Origin of the sequence: Nocardiopsis quinghaiensis (assembly GCF_008638365.1) — a bacterium.
Taxonomy (GTDB): Bacteria; Actinomycetota; Actinomycetes; order Streptosporangiales; family Streptosporangiaceae; genus Nocardiopsis; species Nocardiopsis quinghaiensis.
In genome coordinates, this window is the sequence record NZ_VWVU01000029.1 from 1 (window position 1) to 20,525 (window position 20,525).

Here is a 20,525-nt window from a genome sequence, read left to right on the forward strand (position 1 = left end):
GGTCGCAGGAGGGGTTGGACGGGGTGGCCGCCGAGCTCAACGGCCGTCCCCGTCAGACCCTGGGCTGGGCCACCCCGGCCGAGGCCCTCGACAAGTTCCTCGTTGCAACAACCACTTGACCCCAAGCGGTCGAGCACGCCACTACGGGCAAGATCATCGGGAAAAGCGGGAGGGGACTACCTGCCGGCACGGGCGACGGTGGCCAGGATGTACTCGGGGCGTTGGAGGTCCTGCCAGGTGAACCGGACCACGCGGACGTGCGGGTGCCACAGCTGCAGGGCGTTCTGGCGTTCCCGGTCCCGGGCCAGGGCCTGCGGGGTGCTGTGCGGACCGATGCCGTCGGCCTCGCCGATGAGCCCCAGGTGCTCCCACCAGAAGTCGACGATGCCGATGAGCCTTCCGTGCCCGTCGGTGAACCGGCGCTGAAGCTCGGTGGGCGCAAGGCCTCCGTCGGTGCACACCAGGCGGACGCGGGTCTCCAGGGCGCTCTGCGCACGGCCGTCGGCCAGCGGCCACCACTCGCGCACCCGTACACACCCCCTGCGTCCCCGGTTGGCCCTCTCCAGTCGCTCTGTGTCCTCGTCGGTGATGAGGCCCTGGTTCAGGCAGGAGTCCATCAGGCACACGGCGGTGTCCCGGTCCACGCGCAGGAGGGTGTCCCGCAGGGACCTGCCGGGATCGGTCACCCTGATGCCGTCTCCGATCGTGGTGACCTCCTCGGGCTCGGTGTCCCAGCTGTGCAGGTGGATGCCCCTGATGTGGCGCTGGGCTCCGAGAGCGGGGATGACCATGTGCATCTCCCGGCCGTCCCAGCGCTTGAGCCCCTGCATGTCCCACAGGCGCGCGGCGGTCTCGCCTCCGGCGAAGGAGTACGGCCCCAACGCCAGCTGGGCGGCCATGACCGCGGCGCGCAGACGGACCGCGGGTTCGGAGGTGTTGGTCGGGGCGCGTGTCCAGTACACCTGGGGGTAGGGGCGTCCCCAGCCACCGCGCAGAAGCCGTCGTATGTCGTCATGGGTGAGCCCGGCACCGCGTGCCTGTGCCCAGCTGACCATTCCGTACTGCCGTGAGGCCACGGCGAGCGCTGCACTGACGGCAGCGTCGCCCGAGTCGGACGGTGGTGGGATCGCTTGGCGCATGCTTCAACACTGCGCTGGGAGCTCCGAAGCTGCCAGGCCGTTGTGCCCGTCTGTGGACAAGTGGCTCCGATCCCCGATGATCTTGCCCGTAGTGGCGTGCTCGACCGTCGACACCGCCGGTACGGGCAAGATCATCGGGGAAGGGACCTCGGCGTTCCCCGCCAGCGCGCTAGCGGCCGCCGCCGAAGAGGCGTCCGAGCAGTCCGCCGGGCTGGGGCGCGGAGGGCGCCTGCGGCCGCGGTTCCGGTGCCTGCTGCGGCTCGGGTTCGGGTTCCACGCCCACCAGTTCGCAGAACTCCTCCACGTTGTCCGGCAGCGCCCATGCGTTCAGGGTCCGGGTGAACTCCTCGTCCTCCCACGCCGGGGCGGGCAGCTCGGCGATCGCCCACAGGACCTTGAGGGTCTCCTCGTCGTAGTCGGCGTCGGCGTGCTCCTCGGCGGTGTAGCCCTTGCCGCGGGGACCGAGCACCATCTCCAGGCCCACACCGGTCACCAGGGCGCGCGACTCGTCCTCGCCCTTGATCAGGCCGGGGAGGATGTCCAGGCGCAGCCGGCGGGCGCGGTCACCGGCGCGGCCCAGCGCCAGGAAGCCCAGGACCTGCGGGGAGCGGCCGCCGCAGTGCGGCCAGGACTCGTTGAACAGCCCCTCGTAACCCATGGAGGTGCCGCCGCCGCGGCCGATGCGGCGCAGCGCCTCGCGCGGGGTGTTCTCGCCGTGGACGAGCACCATCGCCACCGAGGCGGCGAAGGAGTTGTACAGGTTCCCGCCTGCCATCTGGTGGGTGAGGCCGACGGAGGTGTCGATGTCCGAGGGGCCGGCCAGCAGGCCCAGGGCGAACAGCTCGGCGGGCAGCGGCTCACCGTTGTCCATCCCGTTCATCATGTCGCTCAGGTTCGTGGGCGTCTGCGGGGTCGGGCGCAGGTCCTTGGCGAGCAGGAGCTGGGAGGCGCCGGTGATCTCGGCGGCGATCCGCTCGGCGTCGGCGGTCAGGAAGCCCAGCAGGTAGCTCACCCACTCCCCCGCACGGTCCATGCCGCCCCGGTTGGCGCCGCCCCTGAGCAGCGTGACCAGGTCGGGGACACGGGCGCGGACGGCCTCGTGGGTGTCCAGCTCGGCCTGCAGGAGCTCGGCGCCGTTCGGCTGCTCCATGACGGCGAGCCGGTTGCGCATGCGGTGGTGGTGCTGCTCGTCCGGGGCCTCCTCCGCCCAGGACCGGTACTGCTCGCGGACCTTCTCCGCGTCGTTGGATGTCACCCAGGCGATCTCGTCGCGCCACTGGTCGAGGCCGAGGGGCTCGGGGAAGCGGTCCTCGGCGTGCCCGGCCACCAGTTCCAGCAGAAGGCTCAGGGGGCGCCAGCGGTCGGTGGTCGGAGTGGACTCGGCACAGGCGATGTCGACCAGGAAGTCGACCGCCTTGGGTGCGGCGAGGTGTCCGGGTGCGGGGAAGTGGATGATGTCGTGGAGATCGGAGAGTGCGACGTCGCTTCCGGCGAGCTGTTCGAGCAGTTCGGGAATGCGCGCGCCGTCTTCGGGGGCCAGTGCCGCCCAGTCCACGTTCTCCGCGCCGCCGTGTGGGTCGTTGTCCGTGGTCGCGTTCATGTTGCCGATTATCCCGGCTGGGAAGCCGTGGCCGCACCGTCCGGCCCCCGGAAGAGCATGTCCGGCGGGCACACACCCTGCCACGCGGCGCCCCAGCGCGCCTCTAGCCGCGTTCTCATCGGTCGACGGCCCGGTCCTAGAGCTCGGTGCGGGCCGGGGCGGGGCGCAGGAGTGCGTCGCGCAGGGCCTTGACGGCGGCGCCGACCTCACGGGTGTAACCGATCACCGTGGAGCGGCGCCGCGCGCCCATGCTGGAGTCCCCGACCCCGACGGCGTCGATCCCGGCGGCCCGCGCGAGGGCGACCGTGCGGGGGAGGTGGAAGGACTGGGTGACCATGGTGGCCGCGCGTACGCCGAACAGGTCACGCACCCGCACGCAGGTGTCCCAGGTGCGGTAGCCGTAGCGGTCGGCGTCGATCCTGTCGGCGGGTACGCCCCGCTCGACCAGGTACCCGGCCATGGTGTCGGTCTCCCGGCGGGACACCTCGCGGTTGTCGCCGGAGACGATGATCCGCTCGACCCCGCCGTCCTCGAACAGGCGCACGGCCAGGTCCAGGCGGCGGGCGAGCAGCGGCGAGGGCCCCTCCTCCCACGCGGCGGCGCCCAGGACGACGGCCACGGGCCGGTACGGGACGCTGCCGACCCCCCTGCGGCGTCCGGCGCTGGCCACGTAGGTCCAGGCGTAGGGGGCCAGTGCCAGGGCGCACGCGCCCGCTCCGACCGCCGCGATCCACAAGCCCACCCCTGCCGCCTCTCCTGTTGTCCGACGCGTACGCGCCGCCGTGCCGGTCGCGCGCGGGGCTGCGCGCCGCACCCATCATGGCGCACCGTCGGAAGTGGTGGTATCCGGACGAAGGCGCGCAGACCGCCGCGCGCACGGGCGTGGGTGTACGGGCGCGGGCTCGCGAATGAAGCGGGAGACCGGGTTCAGCCGCCGAGTCCTCCCGGGCCGGTCCAGGAGAAGGGGCGCTTGTGCCGGACCTGGAGAGAACCGCCCTGGCAGGTACCGGTGATGACGAAGTGCGGGTGGGACGGCCCGCGAAGGGAGTCCACCTTGGAGCGCAGGGCGCCGAACCAGGAGGAGTCCACGTCCACCTCGGCGGTGGAGCCCTCGGGCAGGACCAGGTCTCCCATACCGAAGGAGGTGTCGATGTGGACCTCGACGACGGCGCTGGTGAGGGCGGCCCCGCGAAAGTCCAGACGGGTGATGCCGTGCTTGTTGTACACCTCGACGCGGTGCGGCACCCGCCACCGGCCCTTGCGGACGATGACGCTGCCCTGGGAGTGGACGACGAGGGCGTCACCGCCGTCGCCGCGCTCCGGGGGGCGGCCGCCCGCCGTCGCGGGGGTCTGGCCGGCGGGCGCCCTGGCACCCGTGGGCAGGTCGGAGGTGACCGGTTCGAGGTCGGCGTAGGTTCTGGCGGCGTAGGCCGCGTCGAGCCGCTCGTCGAGCTCGTCGAAGGTGATCCGCCCCTCCGCGGCCGCGTCCCGCAGGACCTCGGCCGCCTGGTCCCTCTCCGCGTCGGAGACGCGCATTCGGTTCATGTCCTCGGAGACCACTGTGCCCGCCCCGATCCTCTCCGCCCTCTTGTCACACCCACGGTAGAACATGGCATGGAAGGAACACGGAGTCGGCGGGGCCCGCCGCCGCGCGACACCCCCAAGCTCGGTGTCCCGGCGCGCTTTGGGGAGGTCGGGGACTGGGTACCGCTTCTCTAGCGGTGGTTGAGGACCCTGCCGGGGTAGGACGGACCCCGGCAGGGTCCTGAACCACACGCGGTCCCCCCGCGGTACACGATCCCGCAACGGGACGTGCTCTGCACAGAGCGTGTCCGGAACCGGCCACCGGGTGAACAGCCCCCCGTGGAACGGCTCGTGCCCGGGCTTCGCGGGCCTTCCTCGCCTCCCGGTTTTCGGTCCTTCCGCTTCGGCGCGAACGGCCCGGCTCCCATTCCTCACGAGCCCCACTCGGAACAGGTGTTCCCTCCTTCGGCAACCCCCTTGGTCCCTCATTTCCGGACAAGGCATAACCATGCTTACGGACATCAGATCTCGTCGGAGACCCCCAGGTCACCGAGGCTCTCCCTCGCTCCTCCGGAAAACCCTCTCCACACACTCGAACGCAGTTGCGCAAAGGCACCTCTGACCTGCACCAACACATAGTCCCCAGAGCACCCGAAGCCTGACGGGAACCGCCTTCGGAGCGGCGTTTGCCCAAATTCGGCGGCGAGCATCCTCTCAGTAGGCGCGACGCCGCTCCGAGCGGCTCCGCAGCACCATCCGCTCCGCGACACCCGTCCGCTCCGACCGCCCCCGAGCACACAGACACCACCTGGTCGAAGACCGGAGGAAACCACGACGTGTCCGCCCTCGCGATCGCCCCGACGTTTCTCAGCGACTTCACCCGCCTCACGCCCGACGTCCAGCTCAACACCCTGGCCGTGATGCACGCCTACCAGGCGGGCGACCGGCCCGAACTGGAGTCCGTCGCGGACGCCGCCGACCCGCGCGTCCGGGTCCTCGACATCGCCCCCGACTGGTCCGGCGTCGTCGTCCCCGCACCCGACACGGGCGAGTACGAGCAGCCCGGCGGCGAACGTCCCGACGACCACTCGGACGGCACGCACTACCGCCTGGTCACCGTGCGCCCGCGCGACGAGGCCCTGCGCTTCGCACGCGGCCTGCGCCCCGACACGCCGGCCGGGACCGGCCCCGGCGGCGCCGACCCCACGCCCACCGGACCGCCCGAGCTCGCCGGTGCGCTCCAAGCCCCCTTCGACCAGTGGCAGCTCACCCTCCACCCCGACCAGCACCGCATCACCGAGACCCGCTACAACGGATCCGCGCAGATCACCGGCGGCCCGGGGACCGGCAAGACCGTGATCGCGCTGCACCGGGCCGCGCACCTGGCCCGGCGCGATGCCGCCGTCCGCCCCGACGACACCCGCGAGTCGGTGCTCCTGACCACCTACAACCGCGCGCTGGCCCAGTCCCTGGCCGAGCGGCTGGACCAGCTCCTGCCCGAGCCCGGCGTCCGCGCCCGGGTGCGGGTGGCCACCATCGACAGCATCGCCCGCTCGGTCGTGCAGGCCCACACCAGCATGGCGCCCCGCATGATCGGCAAGGACGAGCTGGCCCGACGCTGGCGCGCGGTGGCCCTGGCCGACGGCCTTCCCTTCTCCGGCCGCTTCCTGGTGGACGAGTGGGAACAGGTCGTCCTCGCCAAGGGGCTGGAGCTGCTGCCCCAGTACATCCGCTGTGAGCGCAGCGGCCGGGTGCAGCACCTGGCGCCCGAGCACCGGCGCCAGGTGTGGGAGACCGTGCGGCGCTACGTCGGCGCGATGCGGGTGGAGGGGCTGTGGTCCTATCCGCAGCTGGCCGCCGAGGCCGCCCGGGTCCTGGGCCGCGGCGAGCCCCTGTTCCGGCACGCGGTGGTCGACGAGGCCCAGGACCTGCACCCGGCCCAGTGGCGGATGCTGCGCGCCGCCGTCTCCGAGGGCCCGGACGACCTGTTCATCGTGGGCGACCCGCACCAGCGGGTGTCCGACAACCGGGTGTCGCTGGCCTCGCTCGGCATCAACGTGCGCGGACGTGGCCACCGGCTGCGGGTGAGCTACCGGGTCACGCAGGAGATCCTGGACTGGAGCACGCCGGTCCTGGACCGCCGGGCGGCCCTGGGCATGGACGACAACGCCGACACCCTGGCCGGTTACCGTTCGCTGCTGCGCGGCCCGGCGCCGGTGGTACGCGGCTGTGACGACCGCGCCGAGGAGCTCGCCGCGCTGGGCGACCGGGTGCGGGTGTGGCTGGAGGCGGGGGTCAACCCCGCGGAGATCGCGGTGGCCGGGCGCAACCAGTGGGTGGTGCGCGGCATCGCCAAGGAACTGGAGGCCCGGGGCGTCCCGACCGCCCGGCTGGAGGGCGGCGGCAGCGCCGAGGCGGTGCGCGTGGGGACGATGCACCGGCTCAAGGGCCAGGAGTTCCGCTGTGTGGCGCTGGTCGGGGTCAGTGACCACCTGCTGCCGCCCAAGGCCGCGGTCGAGGCCGCCGACGGCGACCAGGTGGCGCTGGAGCACGCCTTCCAACAGGAGCGGACGCTGCTGTTCGTGGCCTGCACCCGGGCGCGCGACGCGCTGTACGTGTCGCACGTGGGTCGGCCCAGCCGCCTGATCACCGGTCACTGGTAGGACGGGAGCGGGGGCGCCGCTGTGGCGGCGCCCCCGTCGTCGTGTCCGACCCTGTGTCCGGCGTCGTACCCGGTGGGGATCAGGACCCGGCGAACCGCCCGTTGAGGTCCGTGATGTTCATGAGGTCGGTACCGGCCATGGGGTTGTCCACCTCCACGTCCGTGACGACCATGTACGGCAGCAGCAGCGGGGGCGGGAAGTCCGGGGTGAAGGTGAGCGGGATGCCCAGGATGCGCACGTGCATGCGGGTGATGTGCATCTCGACGGTCCCGTCCATGGTCATGGTGGGCAGACCGAGGCTCATCCGGGTGCCGGCGTCCTCGAACCACAGCTCGGCGCCGCTGAAGTCGGCCCTGCTCATGGTCAGCCGGATGTACCTCCGGGGGCCGTTGACGGTGGGGCACTCCACCACACCCTCGTAACGCGCGCCGCTCATCGTCAGCCGGCCGGAGGTGAGGCCGGACGTACTGACCGCACCCTGGAAGCAGGGGTACTCCTCCTCCGGCGAGACCTCGGGGAGCCGCCCCTCGTCCTGCGCCGCCTGACAGTCGCGGACGGCCGCCAGGAACTCCTCCTCGGACTCGGTCAGGGCGGACTCGTCGGTGCGCAGCTCACACTCCTCCGGGGTGCCCTCCTCGGACTCCTCATCCTCATCCTCCTCTGGCTCCCCGTCCTCCGGGTCCTCCGGCGTTTCCTCGCCGCCCCCGCCCTCCCCGTCACCGCCCGGCTCGGCGGGCCCGGCGGTGGGATCAGCACCGGGGTCGGTGCCGGGGTCGGTACCGGGAGACGGCGGAGGTTCCTCGGAGGGGGACGGAGAGGCCCCGTCAGCGGGTTGTTCCTCCTCGTCGCTCGGAGAGGAGAACCAGTCGTCCCAGGGCCAGTCGAGGGCGGACGAGGGGGCACTCGCCAGGATCATGGCCGCCGCCAGGGGCAGGGCGAGTGCGGCCAGCGGCCGGAACCCGGACCCGGGGTCGGAGACGGTCTCGTCGGAGGCGCCGACACCTTCGTCCGGGGCGCCGGCGGGCTCCGTGTGAGCGGGGACGCCGAATGATCCGGCGACAACGCTCCGGGTGGGAGCGGTGTCGGGGTCGGTGCCGGTTCCCACCCTGTTCACACGAGTTTCGGTCCTGGTTTCGGCGATGGTGTCGGCGCCGTCTCCGGCCGCGGAATCCTCGTCCCGGTCGCCGTCACGGTCCTGGGGCGCCTCGTGTGCCCCCTTCCGGCGGCGCCGTCGCGGGCGCCGCCGGACGATGGGCGCCCACGCGAACACGAGCGAACCGCCGACGATACCGAGCAGCATCCCGATGACGAACCCGCCGAAGTTGGAGGTCACGAAGGACACCAGGGCGAGGAGGAGCCCGACCACCCCGAAGAAGATGTGCTGTGCGGGCTGCAGCCAGCTCAGCACACCCAGGGTGATCAGCAGCACCGCGATGAGGGCGCCGGACACACCGGCGATACCGGCGTAGATGATCAGGTCGATCGGCAGGATCAGGCTCTGTGCGGCCGGCGCGACCAGCAGCTCGATTCCGGCCGCGACGAGGAGGAGGCCTCCCCAGAACGGTCGGCCGCGCCGCCAGCCCCGGAAGTGTCCCCGTCCCGCGCGCAGCAGGCTCAGTGCGTGGGCCATGGGATCAGAAGCATTCGTGGTTGCCGGGCTTGATCGCCAGGTTCAGGCCGCTCAGGCGCAGCGATCCGGATGTCACGGACCAGGAGACCAGCTGCTTGTCGGTCACCGTGATGGAGTCGGCCTGCAGACCGAAGCCGCCTGCGGGACCCTGGCCGCCGTCGGCCTTGTCCAGGGTGCTGGCGTCGCGGCCGATCTCGATGGAGCTGAACTCGGCGTCACCCCGGAGCTGCTCGATGTCGAGGACGAGGTTGGTGCCCTCGACGGGGGTGTCGGCACCGGCCCTGATGACGAGGGTGGCCTCGCCGACGGGCAGGTCCCAGAGCGAGGACATGCACAGGTTGGTCAGCTCGGCGGTGTTGATCGACGACAGGCCGACCGCCCGGGAGGAGCCGTCCACGGACTCGACGGTGGCGCCGTACTGCGTGAAACCGTGGCCGACGAGTTCGTCGGCGGACATCTTGAAGCTGTCACCGGACACGGCGAAAGAGGCGGCGAGCAGACCCTGTGTGGTCATTCCGCCGAGGACGGCGGCGGCCACGAGACCCGGGACGGCCACGAGGGCGAATCTGCGCCACAGGGTGCCGCCACCGCCTTCGGGCTGCTCAGGCGCATCCTCGGGCGCCTCGGGCGCCTCACCGGAAGCCTTGGGCATGAGTACCTCCTGTATTCCGTCGCCCGGGGGCGGCGAGGGGGGGCGAAACTTGCGCCGAAGCGCGCCACGCGTGTTACATGGAACACAACCTACTCGGCGGTAGTGACGAACATTACAATATCTGTTGTCACATTTCTAGATGGCGCATTCAACGTTGCGGACTCGTAGCCGGCGTATTACGGACCCGCGACTGACCTGGAGAGAGACCAGCCGTGCCCCCAGAGCGCAAGAAAGACCCCACCGCCGACTCCCCCGGCCAGACCGACGACCGCTTCGACTACGACGTCCTCGTCGTGGGTTCCGGATTCGGCGGTTCCGTCAGCGCCCTGCGCCTCACCGAGAAGGGCTACCGCGTCGGCGTCCTGGAGGCGGGACGCCGTTTCACACCCGAGACGCTGCCGTCCTCCTCCTGGGACGTGAAGAACTTCCTCTGGGCGCCGCAGCTCGGCATGTACGGCATCCAGCGCATCCACCTGCTGCGCGACGTGATGATCCTGGCCGGCGCCGGTGTCGGCGGGGGCTCCCTCAACTACGCCAACACCCTGTACCACCCGATGGACCCGTTCTTCGAGGACCCGCAGTGGCGGCACATCACCGACTGGAAGTCGGAGCTGGCGCCGTTCTACGACCAGGGCCGACGCATGCTCGGCGTGCGCACCAACCCCACCGTCACGCCCTCCGACGCGCACATGAAGGCGATCGCCGAGGACATGGGCGTCGGGCACACCTTCCGTCTCACCCCGGTGGGCGTGTGCTTCGGCGACGGGCAGGACGGCGAGGGAAACCGGGCCGCACCGGGTGAGCCGGTGGGCGACCCCTACTTCGGCGGCGCGGGCCCCGAGCGCAGGGCCTGCCAGGAGTGCGGCGAGTGCATGACCGGGTGCCGCCACGGCGCCAAGAACACCCTCACCGAGAACTACCTGTACTTCGCCGAGCGCGACGGCGCCGAGGTGCACCCCCTGACCACCGTCGAGCGCCTGCGCGAGCTGCCCGGCGGCGGGTTCGCCGCCGACACCCTCAGGACCGGCGCGCCCCGGCGCCGGTCGAACGCCCGCACGTTCACCGCCCGCCAGGTCGTGGTGGCCGCCGGCACCTACAACACCCAGGCCCTGCTGCACCGGATGCGCGGCTCCGGGTCGCTGCCGCGCCTGTCCGCGAAGCTCGGCACGCTCACCCGCACCAACTCCGAGGCGCTCGTCGGCGCGATGAGCCGCCAGGTCCCGCCGCCGGAGGACCTGACCCGGGGTGTGGCCATCACGTCCTCGATCCATCCGGACGAGAACACCCACATCGAGCCGGTCCGCTACGGCAAGGGCTCCAACGCGATGGGGCTGCTCACCGCCATACAGGTGCCCGGCGGCGGGAGGATCCCGCGCTGGCTGCGGTTCCTCGGCCTGGCCGCGCGCCACCCGGCCGTGTTCGCCCGCAGCTTCTCCAACCGCCGCTGGTCGGAGCGGACCATCATCGGCCTGGTGATGCAGTCCCTGGACAACTCGCTGACCACGTCGGTCAGGAGGGGGCTGTTCGGCGGGAGGGGAAGGCTGACCTCCCGGCAGGGCCACGGCGAGCCGAACCCGACATGGATCCCGGCGGGGCAGGAGGCGGCCGGCAGGCTGGCCGAGCGCATCGACGGCTTCCCCGGCGGCACGTGGGGGGACGTGTTCAACATCCCGCTGACCGCGCACTTCCTGGGCGGCTGCCCGATCGGCGACAGCGCCGAGAGCGGTGTCATCGACCCGTACCACCGGCTGTACGGACACCCGGGCATCCACGTGGTGGACGGTTCGGCGGTCACCGCGAACCTGGGCGTGAACCCGTCGCTGACCATCACCGCCCAGGCGGAGCGCGCGATGTCGATGTGGCCGAACAGGGGCGAGGAGGACCCCAGGCCGGAGCAGGGCGCCGAGTACCGGCGGGTCAGGCCGGTGTTCCCCGTGTCTCCGGCCGTCCCGGCCGGCGCCTTCGCCGAACTGCGGTTCACCGCCCCGCTGCCGCTGTCGGTGGCCGACTCCGCGGCGCGTTCCGAGGGGGTCGGAGGCCCGGTGGAGGCGGAGGGCGCCGAGACGGTGGTCGAGGAGGCCGCGTCGTCCCCGGCGGCCACGGCGACCACTGGAGACGACGCCAGGACGTGAGGGACGGGCCCGGGCCGGGTGACCGCGTCCCGGGCCGGGACCGGCCTCAGGCCGGTCCCGTCAGGCCCTCGGCCGTGCCCTGGCCGTCCCGTTCCTTGTCCGGGTCCTCCTTCTCCAGGTACTCCATCGCCAGGGCGAAGTGCTCCCCCATGACGTTGGTGAGGTTCTCCGCCATCGCCTGCGCCAGGACCGCGTCCACGGCCTGCTGCGCGAGGGGCCGCACCCGGCGGATCAGCTCGGCCATCTCGGCGGTCTCCTCGCTCCTGACCACCGTGCCGGGGGCGTACTCGGCGAGTATGTGGTCGGCGACCAGGCGGACCATGTGCTCGGCGACGTCGCCCACCTTGTCCCGCAGGTTCTCCGCTATGTCGAGCACCGAGTCCACGCTCATGCCCAGCCTGACCAGCTCCACACCGGCGTGCAGCAGCCTGGGACTGGGCACCCGGAAACGCAACCCGTCGCGTTCCAGCACGTTCAGGTCCAGGGCTCGCTTGACGGTCCTCGGCGTCACCCCCAGCCCGAAGAGCTCCCGCAGGTCCCCGAGGGTGAGGTAGTCGGCGATCTCGTCGCTCCAGGCGTCCCCTATGGCCGACTCGAAGCCGAGGATGTCGGACAGGTCGCCGCCGCGCTCCCAGACCCGGAACATCTCGCCGATGTTGGCGAAGGTGTACCCGCGCCGTAGCAGCTGGCCGATGAGCCGCAGACGTGCCAGATGCGCCTCGGAGTAGATCCCCACGCGCCCCTCTCTCCGGGGAGGGGCGAGCAGGCCCCGGTCCTGGTACACCCGGACGTTGCGCACCGTCGTGTCGGCGAGCCGGGCGAGTTCGTCAATGCGGTATTCGGCCATGAGCCAAGCCTAGGGACACCCGCGCACCCTACTCGTCAGTAAATTTCTGGCGTCGCCCCATTGCATTGTGACAATGAGCGTTGTAACGTTCCGGCAATGACTGTGGAGGAGATCACATGACGACCCCCCTGCCGCGCCACCTGCGCCGGCTGCCCGGCCAGAACGCCATCGTCACCGGCGCCTCCGGGGCGTTCGGCAGCGCCACCGTGGCCGTCCTCCGTCACCTCGGTGTGAACGTCGTCGGCATCGACCGCAAGCCCGCCCCCGGCGTCATCGGCTGCGACATCACCGACGACGAACAGGTCCGCCAGGGCGTCGCGGAGGCCGTCGGCCAGCTCGACGGCCGCCTGGACCTGCTGATCCACTACGCGGGCGTCGGACCGGCCGTGGACATCGGCCAGGCTCCCGACGCGAACGTCCACCAGGCGCTTGAGGTCAACCTGCTGGGCACCTGGCGTGTCACCGCCGCCGCGATGCCCGCCCTGCTCCGGAGCAGGGGCCGCGTCGTCATCACCGCCTCGCTGCTGTCGAACCTGCAGCTGCCCTTCGCCGGTGCCTACACGGTGTCCAAGCGGGCGCTCACCGCCTACGCCGACTGCCTGCGCGCCGAGTACGGCACACACGTCGGGGTCACCACCGTCCACCCCGGCTACGTCGACACCCCCATCCACGACAGCTCCCGCGCCACGGGCGTCGCCCTCGACGGCCTCGTCCCGGCCGAAGGCGAGCGCGACACCGTCATGGCGGTGGTCCGCGCGGCCGGTGCCGGGCGGGCCCGCCGCGACGTGGCCTCCACCGCGATCGGCACCGCCGGACTGCACCTGTTCCGGCACTTCCCCGGCGCCACCGAACAGATCGTGTCGCTCCAGATCGGCCTGCTCCTGTCGGACGGCGCCTTCGGCGACGCGGAGATCGCCAGGGGACTCCACACGCGACACGGCGGCCACCCGGTCCAGCCGAACGCGTCCTGAGGAGGAGGAAGAGAAGATGACCGCAGAGATCACCGCCAAGCCCAAACTCACCGACCGCGAGGACATCGCCAAGCGGCTGCTCCGCGGCTCGGCGAAGGCCTCCTTCGACCCGCTCGTCGAGATCGACTGGGACGCACCCGTCGACAAGGACATGTGGGCGATCCGCCCCGAGCGCGTCTCGCTGTACGGCACCTACCTGTGGGACCAGCTCAGCGAGGAGCAGCGCAAGGAGCTCTCCCGCCTGGAGATCGCCAGCATCGCGACCATCGGCATCTGGTTCGAGACCATCCTCATGCAGATGCTGGTCCGCCACGCCTACCACAACGATCCGAGCAGCAACCACGTCCAGTACGCCTACACCGAGATCGCCGACGAGTGCCGCCACACGGTGATGTTCGCCAAGATGGTGGGCAAGCTCGGCTGGACGACGCACAAGCTCGACCCCGCCGCCTTCCACCTCGGCAACCTCTTCAAGACGATCGCGCACGGCCCGCTGATCTTCGCCGGGGCACTGTTCGTGGAGGAGGTCCTCGACCAGCTCCAGCGCGAGGCGGTGTCCGACGAGCAGATCCTGCCCCTGGTGCGCTCGGTCTCGCGCATCCACGTGGTGGAGGAGGCGCGGCACATGCGCTACGCCCGCGAGGAGTTCCAGCGCGACTGGGTCAGGCGCGGTCCGGTCGACAGGGCCTACAGCCGGATCATCCTCGGCCTGGTCACCTACTACTCGGCCACCCGTCTGATCAACCCCAAGGTGTACGCGCAGGTCGGACTGGACCCGCGCGAGGCCTACCGGGTCGCCCGGCGCAACCCCCACTGGATCGGCACCAAGACCTGGGCCGCCCGCAAGGTCGTGAACACCCTGGACACCGCCGGTGCCATCTCCGGCCTGGGCCGCTACTTCTGGAAGAAGGCCGGGCTGCTCGGCTGACCCCTGGCCCGGTGGGACACGGCACCGCCCCGTGCCCGCTCCGCACCACCCCCACAGACCCCGCCGCCGGAGGACGAAACGCGCCACGTCCTCCGGCGGTGGTCACACCTCCCGGGGCCGGAACGCGCCACGGTCCCGGGAGCCCTCTCCCCGGAGGGCGTACGCGCCGCGCCTTCCGGGGCGGCAACTCCCCCGGGGGCGCGACGCGCCACGCCCCCGGGGGACACACTCCCCGACCCGAGCGGCGCCGCTCCGGGCCGGTTCGCACGAAGGGACCAGAACGTGACCGAAGCACCACCCCACTTCCGGGTGGCCATCATCGGGTCCGGCTTCGCCGGGATCGGGATGGCCGTCCGCCTCAAGCAGGCCGGTCTGAAGGACTTCGTGGTTCTGGAGCGCGCCGACGAGGTGGGCGGCACCTGGCGTGACAACTCCTACCCGGGCGCCGCCTGCGACGTCCCCTCGCACCTGTACTCGTTCTCGTTCGCGCTCAACCCGGACTGGAGCCGCAGCTTCTCCCCGCAGCCCGAGATCCTCGACTACATGAAGCGGGTCGCCGGGGAGCACGGCGTCGACCGGCACGTCCGCCACGGACACGACGTGAGGTCCGCGCACTGGGAGCCGGAGGGCAACCGGTGGCGGATCGAGACCGACCGGGGCACCGTCACCGCCCAGTTCCTGGTCAGCGGGGCCGGACCGCTCGCGGACCCCTCCTACCCCGACATCAAGGGCCTGGAGACGTTCGAGGGAACGATGTTCCACTCGGCGGACTGGGACCACGACCACGACCTGACCGGCCGCAGGATCGCCGTGATCGGCACCGGGGCGTCCGCGATCCAGTTCGTGCCCAGGATCCAGCCCGAGGCCGGGAAGCTGACGCTGTTCCAGCGGACCGCGCCGTGGGTGATGTTCCGGCACGACCGCGACATCACCAGGCTGGAGCACTGGCTGTACCGGAACGTCCCGCTCGCCCAGCAGATCGCCCGCAAGAGCATCTACTGGGGCCGGGAGAGCTACGTCCTCGGCTTCGCCAAGAACCCCAAGCTCCTCTCGGTCGTGGAGGCCCTGGGCCGGGCCAACATCAACCGCAGTGTGAAGGATCCGAAGCTGCGGGCCAAGCTCACCCCGAACTTCCGGGCGGGGTGCAAGCGCATCCTGATGTCCAACGACTACTACCCGGCGCTGGCCCGGCCCAACGCGGACGTGGTCACCGACGGCATCGTGGAGATCCGCCCGAACGCCGTGGTCACCCGCGACGCGTCGGGCCGGGAGACCGAGCACGAGGTCGACACGATCATCCTCGGCACCGGCTTCCACGTGACCGACCCGCCGGTGGCCCGGCGGATCTTCAACGCCGAGGGCCAGTCGATGTCCGACCACTGGGGCGAGGAGGTGCAGGCCTTCCGCGGCACCACCGTCGCCGGGTTCCCGAACGCGTTCGTGCTGGCCGGACCGAACACCGGGCTGGGGCACACCTCGCAGGTGTTCATGATCGAGGCCCAGATCCGGTACACCATGCAGGCGCTCAAGTACCTGTGCAGGAACGGGCTCGACCGCATGGACGTGCGCCCGCAGGCCCAGGAGGCCTACAACGAGATGCTCGCCAGGTCCATGGAGGGCACCGTGTGGGTGACCGGTGGATGCGACAGCTGGTACCTGAACGAGAACGGCCGCAACACCACGCTGTGGCCGACCTTCACGTGGAACTTCGCCCTGCGCACGCGCTGGTTCGACCCCCACAACTACGACCTGCGGATCGACCGCGCCCGCAAGCTCGGTCCCCGCCGGTCCGGCCGCGTGCTGACCGGGAGGCAGGCGCGGTGAGCGGTTTCGGTGACGACGAGGAGGAGTACAAGGGCACGGTGACGGTCGTGCTGGACACCGACGAGAGGACCGCCGTGGAGGTGCGGGCCCACATGGCGGGCCACTTCTCCCCGCTGACCGGCGACTACCGCTGGCGCGGGCGGCTGTCCCCCAGCCCCGAGGTGACCGAGGCCTTCCGCAGGGGGATACGGACCGTCGTGGTGCGGACTCCCGACGGGTTCGAGGGCACCGGTGTCCTGGACGAGCCCAACCTGTGGGGCGGGCACCCGGTCAACGGGGCCGGCAGCCCTCCCTTCGCGGTCCCCAGCATCGAGATCGACGAACTCGACGACTGAGCCGGACCGCTCCCCCAGACACCCCCTCGGGCACGCGCCGACCCGAGGGGGCACCCCCGGCAGTTCCCCCGAGCGAGAGGTATCCCCGATGGCAACCCGACACGTGGGTCAGGTCCGAGAACTCCAGGTGCGCTCCGCCGACGGCACGTTGCTGCACGTCGAGGTGCGCGGCCCCGGGGAGGGGCCGACCGTGGTCCTCGCCCACTGCTGGGCGACGTCGCTGGCCTCCTGGGGGCCGGTGGTGCGCGAACTCGACCCCTCCCTGCGGGTGGTGCTCTACGACCAGCGCGGCCACGGCCGCACCCAGAGGCCGATCACCCGCGCGGGGTACGGCGCGGAGAAGCTGGCCGAGGACCTGTGCGCGGTCCTGGAGGCGACCGTCCCCGAGGGGCGGAAGGCCGTGGTGGCCGGGCACAGTATGGGCGGGATGACCATCATGGCGGCCGGTGCGCACCCGGTGTTCCGGGACAGGGCCGCCGCGGTACTGCTCACCAACACCGGGTGCACGCAGCTGACCAAGCGCTCGACCGCGATCCCGCTGCCCGGTCCGCTGGGCGCGCTCGGCGCGCGGGTCTTCCTGAAGGCGCCCCTGCCCCTGGGCCCGAGCAACCCCGTCACCACCGCGGTGCTGAAGCCCATGATCATGGGGAAGGGGTCGGACCCGCGCATGGTGCGGCTGTGCATGAGGATGGTGCACGCGTGCGCCCCCGTGTCCCGGGGTGCGTGGGGAGGCGTGATGACCACGCTGGAGGTGGAGGAGTCCACCCGGCGGATCGCGGCGCCCACCGTCGTGCTGGTGGGGACCGACGACAAGCTGACCCCGCCCTGGCACGCGCACCACATCGCCTCGCTGTTGCAGGACTGCCGCGAGGTGCGGGAGATCCCCGGAGCCGGGCACATGGGGCCGCTGGAGTACCCGAGGACCCTGTCCGAGCTGCTGGGAGACCTCGCCGCCGAGCACCTGGAGGCCCGCGCGGAGGCCGCCTGACCCGGGGACCCTGCCCGCACACGGACACGCCCCGACCGGACCACCGTACGGGCCTGTACGGGGCCATCCCAGCCCCCGTACAGGTCGTCACGCCATACTCCCGCGTCACCTCTGCCCCAGAGAAGCGACGATGCGGTCCCGCGAGGCGGTGACCTCCTCGCGCAGTCCGTCAATGTCCACCCCGACCAGGCGCCCGCGCGCCTTGCGGATCCGACCGGCCACCATGACCGTCTCGATGTTGCGGGCGTCGGCGCCGAGCACGAGCGTGCCCACCGGGTCGTTCAGCGGCATGGTGTTGACGTCACCGGCGTCGACCACGATCAGGTCCGCCTGCCTTCCGGGGGAGAGCGTCCCGGTCGACTCGCCCAACCCGGCGGTTCGCGCGCCCTGACGGGTGGCGAAGTCGAGCACGTCACGGGTGGTGATCCGGTCCGGCACCGGTTCACCGCTCCCGTACACTCCCCGCACCGCGCGCATGCGCTGGATGGCGAGCAGCGTCCGCATCTGCGTGAACATGTCGCTGGACAGCGCCACCTCCACGTCGATACTCAGACCTGGGCGGATACCGACCGCGAGCGCCTCGTCGACCGCCGGAACCGCGCTCTCCAAGCCGATCTGGGCGTCCGAGGAGGGCGCCAGCGAGACGGTGGTCCCGGTCTCGCCCATGGCCCGCCACGCGTCCGGGGAAAGCCCGGTGGCATGGATCAGGCACAGGCCGGGGCCGAGCAGGTCCGTGTCGGCCCAGCTCAGGATCGCCTCGGAGGAGGAGGCACCGAACACCGCGTCGACGCTCACCCCGAGGCCGAGGGCGCGCGCCACCGCCGCCAGCTCCTTGCCGTAGGCGAGGGAGGGGCCCGCGATCTCGTCGGTGGCCAGGGCCGCCAGACGGATCGTGACCAGGCCCTCACCCGCCCCCTGGTGGTCGGCGCACAGGCGTTCCAGGTCCCCGGGCCACTGGCGGTCCCAGTCGCCGAAGTGCGGGCCCATGGACGCGTGGACGCCCCGGATGCCGGTGTCGGCGAGCGCGCGGATCGCGGCGTCGGAGTGGGCGGCCGTGCGCGAGTTGTGCGAGAAGTCCAGCATCGTGGTGATCCCGGCGTCCAGGGCGGTGAGCGCCGCGAGCCGGGTGCCCACGTACATGTCGTGGGGCGTGTACCGGGGCGCGACCTCGCCGAGGGTGGACGCCACGTACGCGCCCAGGTCGGACACGTCGGGGATGCTGCGGCGCATCTGCGCCTGCCAGGCGTGGCGGTGGGTGTCGACGAACCCGGGGGCGACGACGCGCCCGGTCGTGTCGACCACGGCCGCGTCGGCCGCGTCCGGGTGCGTCGTCAGGTCCGCGCCGACGGCGACGATCCGGTCTCCGCGGACCAGGACGTCCCCGCGCTCCAGGTCGCCGGTCCGCGGGTCCATCGTGACGACGGCCCCGCCGGTGAGCAGCGTTCCGCTCATGGTTCTCCTCGTGTTCTGTCGGAGGTGGTCGGTGTCTGTCGGCTGCCGTCAGCGGCGGTGGAAGACGTAGCCCGCGTGGTGGAGCACGTCGTCGGTGAAACGGCCGTAGGCCCAGAACCCCAGGTCGTCCCGGTAGACGATGCGGTCCCCCTCGATCCAGAAGGATCCCTGGTAGGCGTGGGGGCGCCCGCCGCGCGCCTCGTCGTAGCGGCCGTCCGCGGTCAGCTCCTGGTGGATGAGGCCCGTCTCGTCGACCCACATGCCCAGGTACGGGCTGTCGGCCGGGCTCCGCCTCGTGCCCGGCTCACTGCGGGGTTCGGTGAGGCGGCGGCCGTTGAACAGGGCGATCTCGCCGTCGATGACGATCGCGGCGGCCTGCTCCGGGCGCCAGACCACCCGTTCCAGGGCCGGGGCCCCGGAGGGGCGCCCCGAGATCACGGCGAAGGTCGCCGGGTTTCCGGGAGCCAGCGTGCCGACCCGGTCGGAGGGACGCCGGCGAAGCCCGGCGACGGTGCCGTCCTCCACAACGCCCGGAACGACGGTCAGGCCCGTGCAGTCCACGACGACCGCGCCGTCGTCCTCGGCAGCCGTGTACAGGCCGGTACCGACACCGACGACCTCCTCGCCGCCCAGCAGCAGGTCGGCACCGGTCAGGTCGCCGATCACCGGGTCGAGCGTGTACACGGTGGCGTTGGCGAACATCAGCGGGCGCCCGGGCTCGGCGGCGATGGTCTCCAGCAGGTCCTCGTCGAACAGCGTGGTGCTCATGGTCCACTTCCCGAAGGTGTGTGCGTGTCAGGGACGCTCTCCACCCTCGGCTCCGGGCGCCTCCGCGACCAGGCCGGGCTCTACCGGGGTGCGGCCCACCCTGGCTGGCGGGGCCCCTTCTCCTTAGGCTGGCGGCATGCCCCACACGGAACTCGGAGCCTTCCTGACCGCCCGCCGCGCCCGCCTCGGCCCGGACGACGTCGGTCTCGCCTCCAGCGGTACGCGCCGGGTGGCCGGGCTGCGCCGCGAGGAGGTCGCCGTCCTGGCCGGGATGAGTGCCGACTACTACACGCGGTTGGAACAGGGCAGGGAACGCCACCCCTCCGCCTCGGTCCTCAACGCCGTCGCCCGGGCCCTCGGTCTGGAACCCGACGCCCGTGACCACCTGTTCCGCCTGGCCGGGATCTCGCCCGAACACCTGCAGACTCCCGCACGACCGCGTGTCGACGCGCACCTGCGTATGCTGCTCGACGCCTGGCCGGACACTCCGGCGATGGTCATCGACCGGCGTCTGGACCTCCTGGCGACCAACGCGCTGGCGGACGCGCTGTACGCCGATTTCGCGGAGGCCGACAACCTGGTGCGGATGGCCTTCCTGGACCCGGTGGGCGAGGTCTTCTTCGTCGACTGGCCGCGAACCGCACGGGCTTGTGTGGCCGGCCTGCGCCTGGCGCTGGGGCATGATCCACACGACCGCCGGGTGCTGGAACTCGTGGAGGAGGCGGGCCGGGACAGTTCCCGGTTCCGCGAGCTGTGGGAGGAGCACGAGGTGCGCGGCAAGTCCCACGAGGGCAAGGAGTTCCGGCACAGCGCGGTGGGTGGGCTGACCCTGTCCTCACACGTGTTCGACGTGCGGGGGCAGGACGGACTCCAGCTGGTCGTGTACCGGGCCGAGCCGGACAGCCCTGATTTCCGGGCGCTGCGGCTGTTGGGCTCCCTGGCCGCCGATCCGGCCCGGCCGCTGCACCGTATGCGCTGAGCCGCTGAGTGCTGCTTCCGGGAACCATCCCCGCGTGCGCGGGGAGCACTCGGGGCGGCCGTGGGACGAAACGAACAGCCAGGGACCATCCCC

Annotated in this window: 17 protein-coding genes, 1 pseudogene and 1 CRISPR repeat array (1 of these 19 running past the window's edge); of the genes and pseudogenes, 9 read left to right on the forward strand and 9 right to left on the reverse strand. The window is 71.7% G+C overall.

The window, feature by feature from the left end:
- Positions 1–119, forward strand: a pseudogene (locus tag FYX01_RS27370) (IS30 family transposase); the annotation flags it as partial.
- A 57-nt stretch (positions 120–176) separates the two neighbouring features.
- Here the strand turns inward: FYX01_RS27370 and FYX01_RS22210 are convergent.
- The 4 genes from FYX01_RS22210 to FYX01_RS22225 form a co-directional block, all read right to left on the reverse strand.
- Positions 177–1,139: a hypothetical protein gene (locus FYX01_RS22210; RefSeq protein ID WP_150244425.1), complete on the reverse strand. Its 963-nt coding sequence runs from the start codon at positions 1,137–1,139 to the stop codon at positions 177–179.
- 169 nt (positions 1,140–1,308) lie between these two features.
- Positions 1,309–2,739: a hypothetical protein gene (locus tag FYX01_RS22215; RefSeq protein WP_150244428.1), complete on the reverse strand. Its 1,431-nt coding sequence runs from the start codon at positions 2,737–2,739 to the stop codon at positions 1,309–1,311.
- A gap of 136 nt (positions 2,740–2,875) precedes the next feature.
- Positions 2,876–3,481: a SanA/YdcF family protein gene (locus FYX01_RS22220; protein ID WP_150244433.1), complete on the reverse strand. Its 606-nt coding sequence runs from the start codon at positions 3,479–3,481 to the stop codon at positions 2,876–2,878.
- A gap of 185 nt (positions 3,482–3,666) precedes the next feature.
- The gene (locus FYX01_RS22225) at positions 3,667–4,275 is read right to left on the reverse strand and encodes a DUF1707 SHOCT-like domain-containing protein (protein ID WP_190394444.1); all 609 of its coding nucleotides are present in this window, start codon (positions 4,273–4,275) and stop codon (positions 3,667–3,669) included.
- Positions 4,276–5,099: 824 nt separating this feature from the next.
- Between FYX01_RS22225 and FYX01_RS22230 the strand changes: the two genes are divergently transcribed.
- The gene (locus FYX01_RS22230) at positions 5,100–6,926 is read left to right on the forward strand and encodes a UvrD-helicase domain-containing protein (RefSeq protein ID WP_150244435.1); all 1,827 of its coding nucleotides are present in this window, start codon (positions 5,100–5,102) and stop codon (positions 6,924–6,926) included.
- Positions 6,927–7,005: 79 nt separating this feature from the next.
- Here FYX01_RS22230 and FYX01_RS22235 read toward each other — a convergent pair whose 3' ends face one another.
- Positions 7,006–8,556 (reverse strand): DUF6114 domain-containing protein, encoded by a 1,551-nt coding sequence (locus FYX01_RS22235; RefSeq protein ID WP_150244438.1) that lies wholly within the window; start codon positions 8,554–8,556, stop codon positions 7,006–7,008.
- A gap of 4 nt (positions 8,557–8,560) precedes the next feature.
- Positions 8,561–9,208 (reverse strand): DUF6230 family protein, encoded by a 648-nt coding sequence (locus FYX01_RS22240; protein ID WP_150244441.1) that lies wholly within the window; start codon positions 9,206–9,208, stop codon positions 8,561–8,563.
- A 212-nt stretch (positions 9,209–9,420) separates the two neighbouring features.
- On the opposite strand from FYX01_RS22240, the gene FYX01_RS22245 reads away from it, so the two are divergent.
- Entirely contained in the window at positions 9,421–11,340 is a 1,920-nt protein-coding gene (locus FYX01_RS22245; RefSeq protein WP_150244444.1) for a GMC oxidoreductase, read from the forward strand.
- 46 nt (positions 11,341–11,386) lie between these two features.
- Here FYX01_RS22245 and FYX01_RS22250 read toward each other — a convergent pair whose 3' ends face one another.
- Entirely contained in the window at positions 11,387–12,187 is an 801-nt protein-coding gene (locus tag FYX01_RS22250) for a MerR family transcriptional regulator (RefSeq protein ID WP_150244447.1), read from the reverse strand.
- Positions 12,188–12,303: 116 nt separating this feature from the next.
- Here FYX01_RS22250 and FYX01_RS22255 point away from each other — a divergent pair, with 116 nt between their 5' ends.
- The 5 genes from FYX01_RS22255 (at position 12,304) to FYX01_RS22275 (ending at position 17,233) form a co-directional block, all read left to right on the forward strand.
- Complete coding sequence (locus FYX01_RS22255; protein WP_150244451.1) at positions 12,304–13,158, forward strand: SDR family NAD(P)-dependent oxidoreductase; 855 nt, start codon at positions 12,304–12,306, stop codon at positions 13,156–13,158.
- Between the two features lie 16 nt (positions 13,159–13,174).
- Entirely contained in the window at positions 13,175–14,086 is a 912-nt protein-coding gene (locus FYX01_RS22260) for an AurF N-oxygenase family protein (RefSeq protein ID WP_150244454.1), read from the forward strand.
- A gap of 282 nt (positions 14,087–14,368) precedes the next feature.
- Positions 14,369–15,910 (forward strand): flavin-containing monooxygenase, encoded by a 1,542-nt coding sequence (locus FYX01_RS22265; protein ID WP_190394441.1) that lies wholly within the window; start codon positions 14,369–14,371, stop codon positions 15,908–15,910.
- Positions 15,907–16,245 carry a DUF4873 domain-containing protein gene (locus FYX01_RS22270; RefSeq protein WP_150244457.1) on the forward strand — a complete coding sequence of 113 codons (339 nt, stop codon included), beginning with the start codon at positions 15,907–15,909 and terminating at the stop codon, positions 16,243–16,245. Before FYX01_RS22265 ends, FYX01_RS22270 begins: the two co-directional genes overlap by 4 nt.
- Before the next feature lie 88 nt (positions 16,246–16,333).
- The gene (locus FYX01_RS22275; protein ID WP_190394442.1) at positions 16,334–17,233 is read left to right on the forward strand and encodes an alpha/beta fold hydrolase; all 900 of its coding nucleotides are present in this window, start codon (positions 16,334–16,336) and stop codon (positions 17,231–17,233) included.
- A gap of 105 nt (positions 17,234–17,338) precedes the next feature.
- On the opposite strand, the gene FYX01_RS22280 is transcribed toward FYX01_RS22275, so the two are convergent.
- Both FYX01_RS22280 and FYX01_RS22285 read right to left on the reverse strand, forming a co-directional pair.
- Positions 17,339–18,685, reverse strand: coding sequence for an amidohydrolase family protein (locus FYX01_RS22280; RefSeq protein ID WP_150244459.1), 1,347 nt, complete (start codon positions 18,683–18,685; stop codon positions 17,339–17,341).
- A 48-nt stretch (positions 18,686–18,733) separates the two neighbouring features.
- Entirely contained in the window at positions 18,734–19,453 is a 720-nt protein-coding gene (locus FYX01_RS22285; RefSeq protein WP_150244461.1) for an Atu4866 domain-containing protein, read from the reverse strand.
- 136 nt (positions 19,454–19,589) lie between these two features.
- On the opposite strand from FYX01_RS22285, the gene FYX01_RS22290 reads away from it, so the two are divergent.
- Positions 19,590–20,432 carry a helix-turn-helix transcriptional regulator gene (locus FYX01_RS22290; protein WP_150244463.1) on the forward strand — a complete coding sequence of 281 codons (843 nt, stop codon included), beginning with the start codon at positions 19,590–19,592 and terminating at the stop codon, positions 20,430–20,432.
- 20 nt (positions 20,433–20,452) lie between these two features.
- Positions 20,453–20,525: direct repeats of the CRISPR family, unit length 29 nt (it continues 1,298 nt past the right edge of the window).

What these genes read in the sequence shown, in the direction of transcription:
- FYX01_RS22210 (WP_150244425.1), bottom strand. Translation starts at nt 1,139, where the DNA reads ATGCGCCAAGCGATCCCACCACCGTCCGACTCGGGCGACGCTGCCGTC.
- FYX01_RS22285 (WP_150244461.1), bottom strand. Translation starts at nt 19,453, where the DNA reads ATGAGCACCACGCTGTTCGACGAGGACCTGCTGGAGACCATCGCCGCC.
- FYX01_RS22225 (WP_190394444.1), bottom strand. Translation starts at nt 4,275, where the DNA reads ATGCGCGTCTCCGACGCGGAGAGGGACCAGGCGGCCGAGGTCCTGCGG.
- FYX01_RS22255 (WP_150244451.1), top strand. Translation starts at nt 12,304, where the DNA reads ATGACGACCCCCCTGCCGCGCCACCTGCGCCGGCTGCCCGGCCAGAAC.
- FYX01_RS22280 (WP_150244459.1), bottom strand. Translation starts at nt 18,685, where the DNA reads ATGAGCGGAACGCTGCTCACCGGCGGGGCCGTCGTCACGATGGACCCG.
- FYX01_RS22215 (WP_150244428.1), bottom strand. Translation starts at nt 2,739, where the DNA reads ATGAACGCGACCACGGACAACGACCCACACGGCGGCGCGGAGAACGTG.
- FYX01_RS22260 (WP_150244454.1), top strand. Translation starts at nt 13,175, where the DNA reads ATGACCGCAGAGATCACCGCCAAGCCCAAACTCACCGACCGCGAGGAC.
- FYX01_RS22235 (WP_150244438.1), bottom strand. Translation starts at nt 8,556, where the DNA reads ATGGCCCACGCACTGAGCCTGCTGCGCGCGGGACGGGGACACTTCCGG.
- FYX01_RS22275 (WP_190394442.1), top strand. Translation starts at nt 16,334, where the DNA reads ATGGCAACCCGACACGTGGGTCAGGTCCGAGAACTCCAGGTGCGCTCC.
- FYX01_RS22250 (WP_150244447.1), bottom strand. Translation starts at nt 12,187, where the DNA reads ATGGCCGAATACCGCATTGACGAACTCGCCCGGCTCGCCGACACGACG.
- FYX01_RS22290 (WP_150244463.1), top strand. Translation starts at nt 19,590, where the DNA reads ATGCCCCACACGGAACTCGGAGCCTTCCTGACCGCCCGCCGCGCCCGC.
- FYX01_RS22240 (WP_150244441.1), bottom strand. Translation starts at nt 9,208, where the DNA reads ATGCCCAAGGCTTCCGGTGAGGCGCCCGAGGCGCCCGAGGATGCGCCT.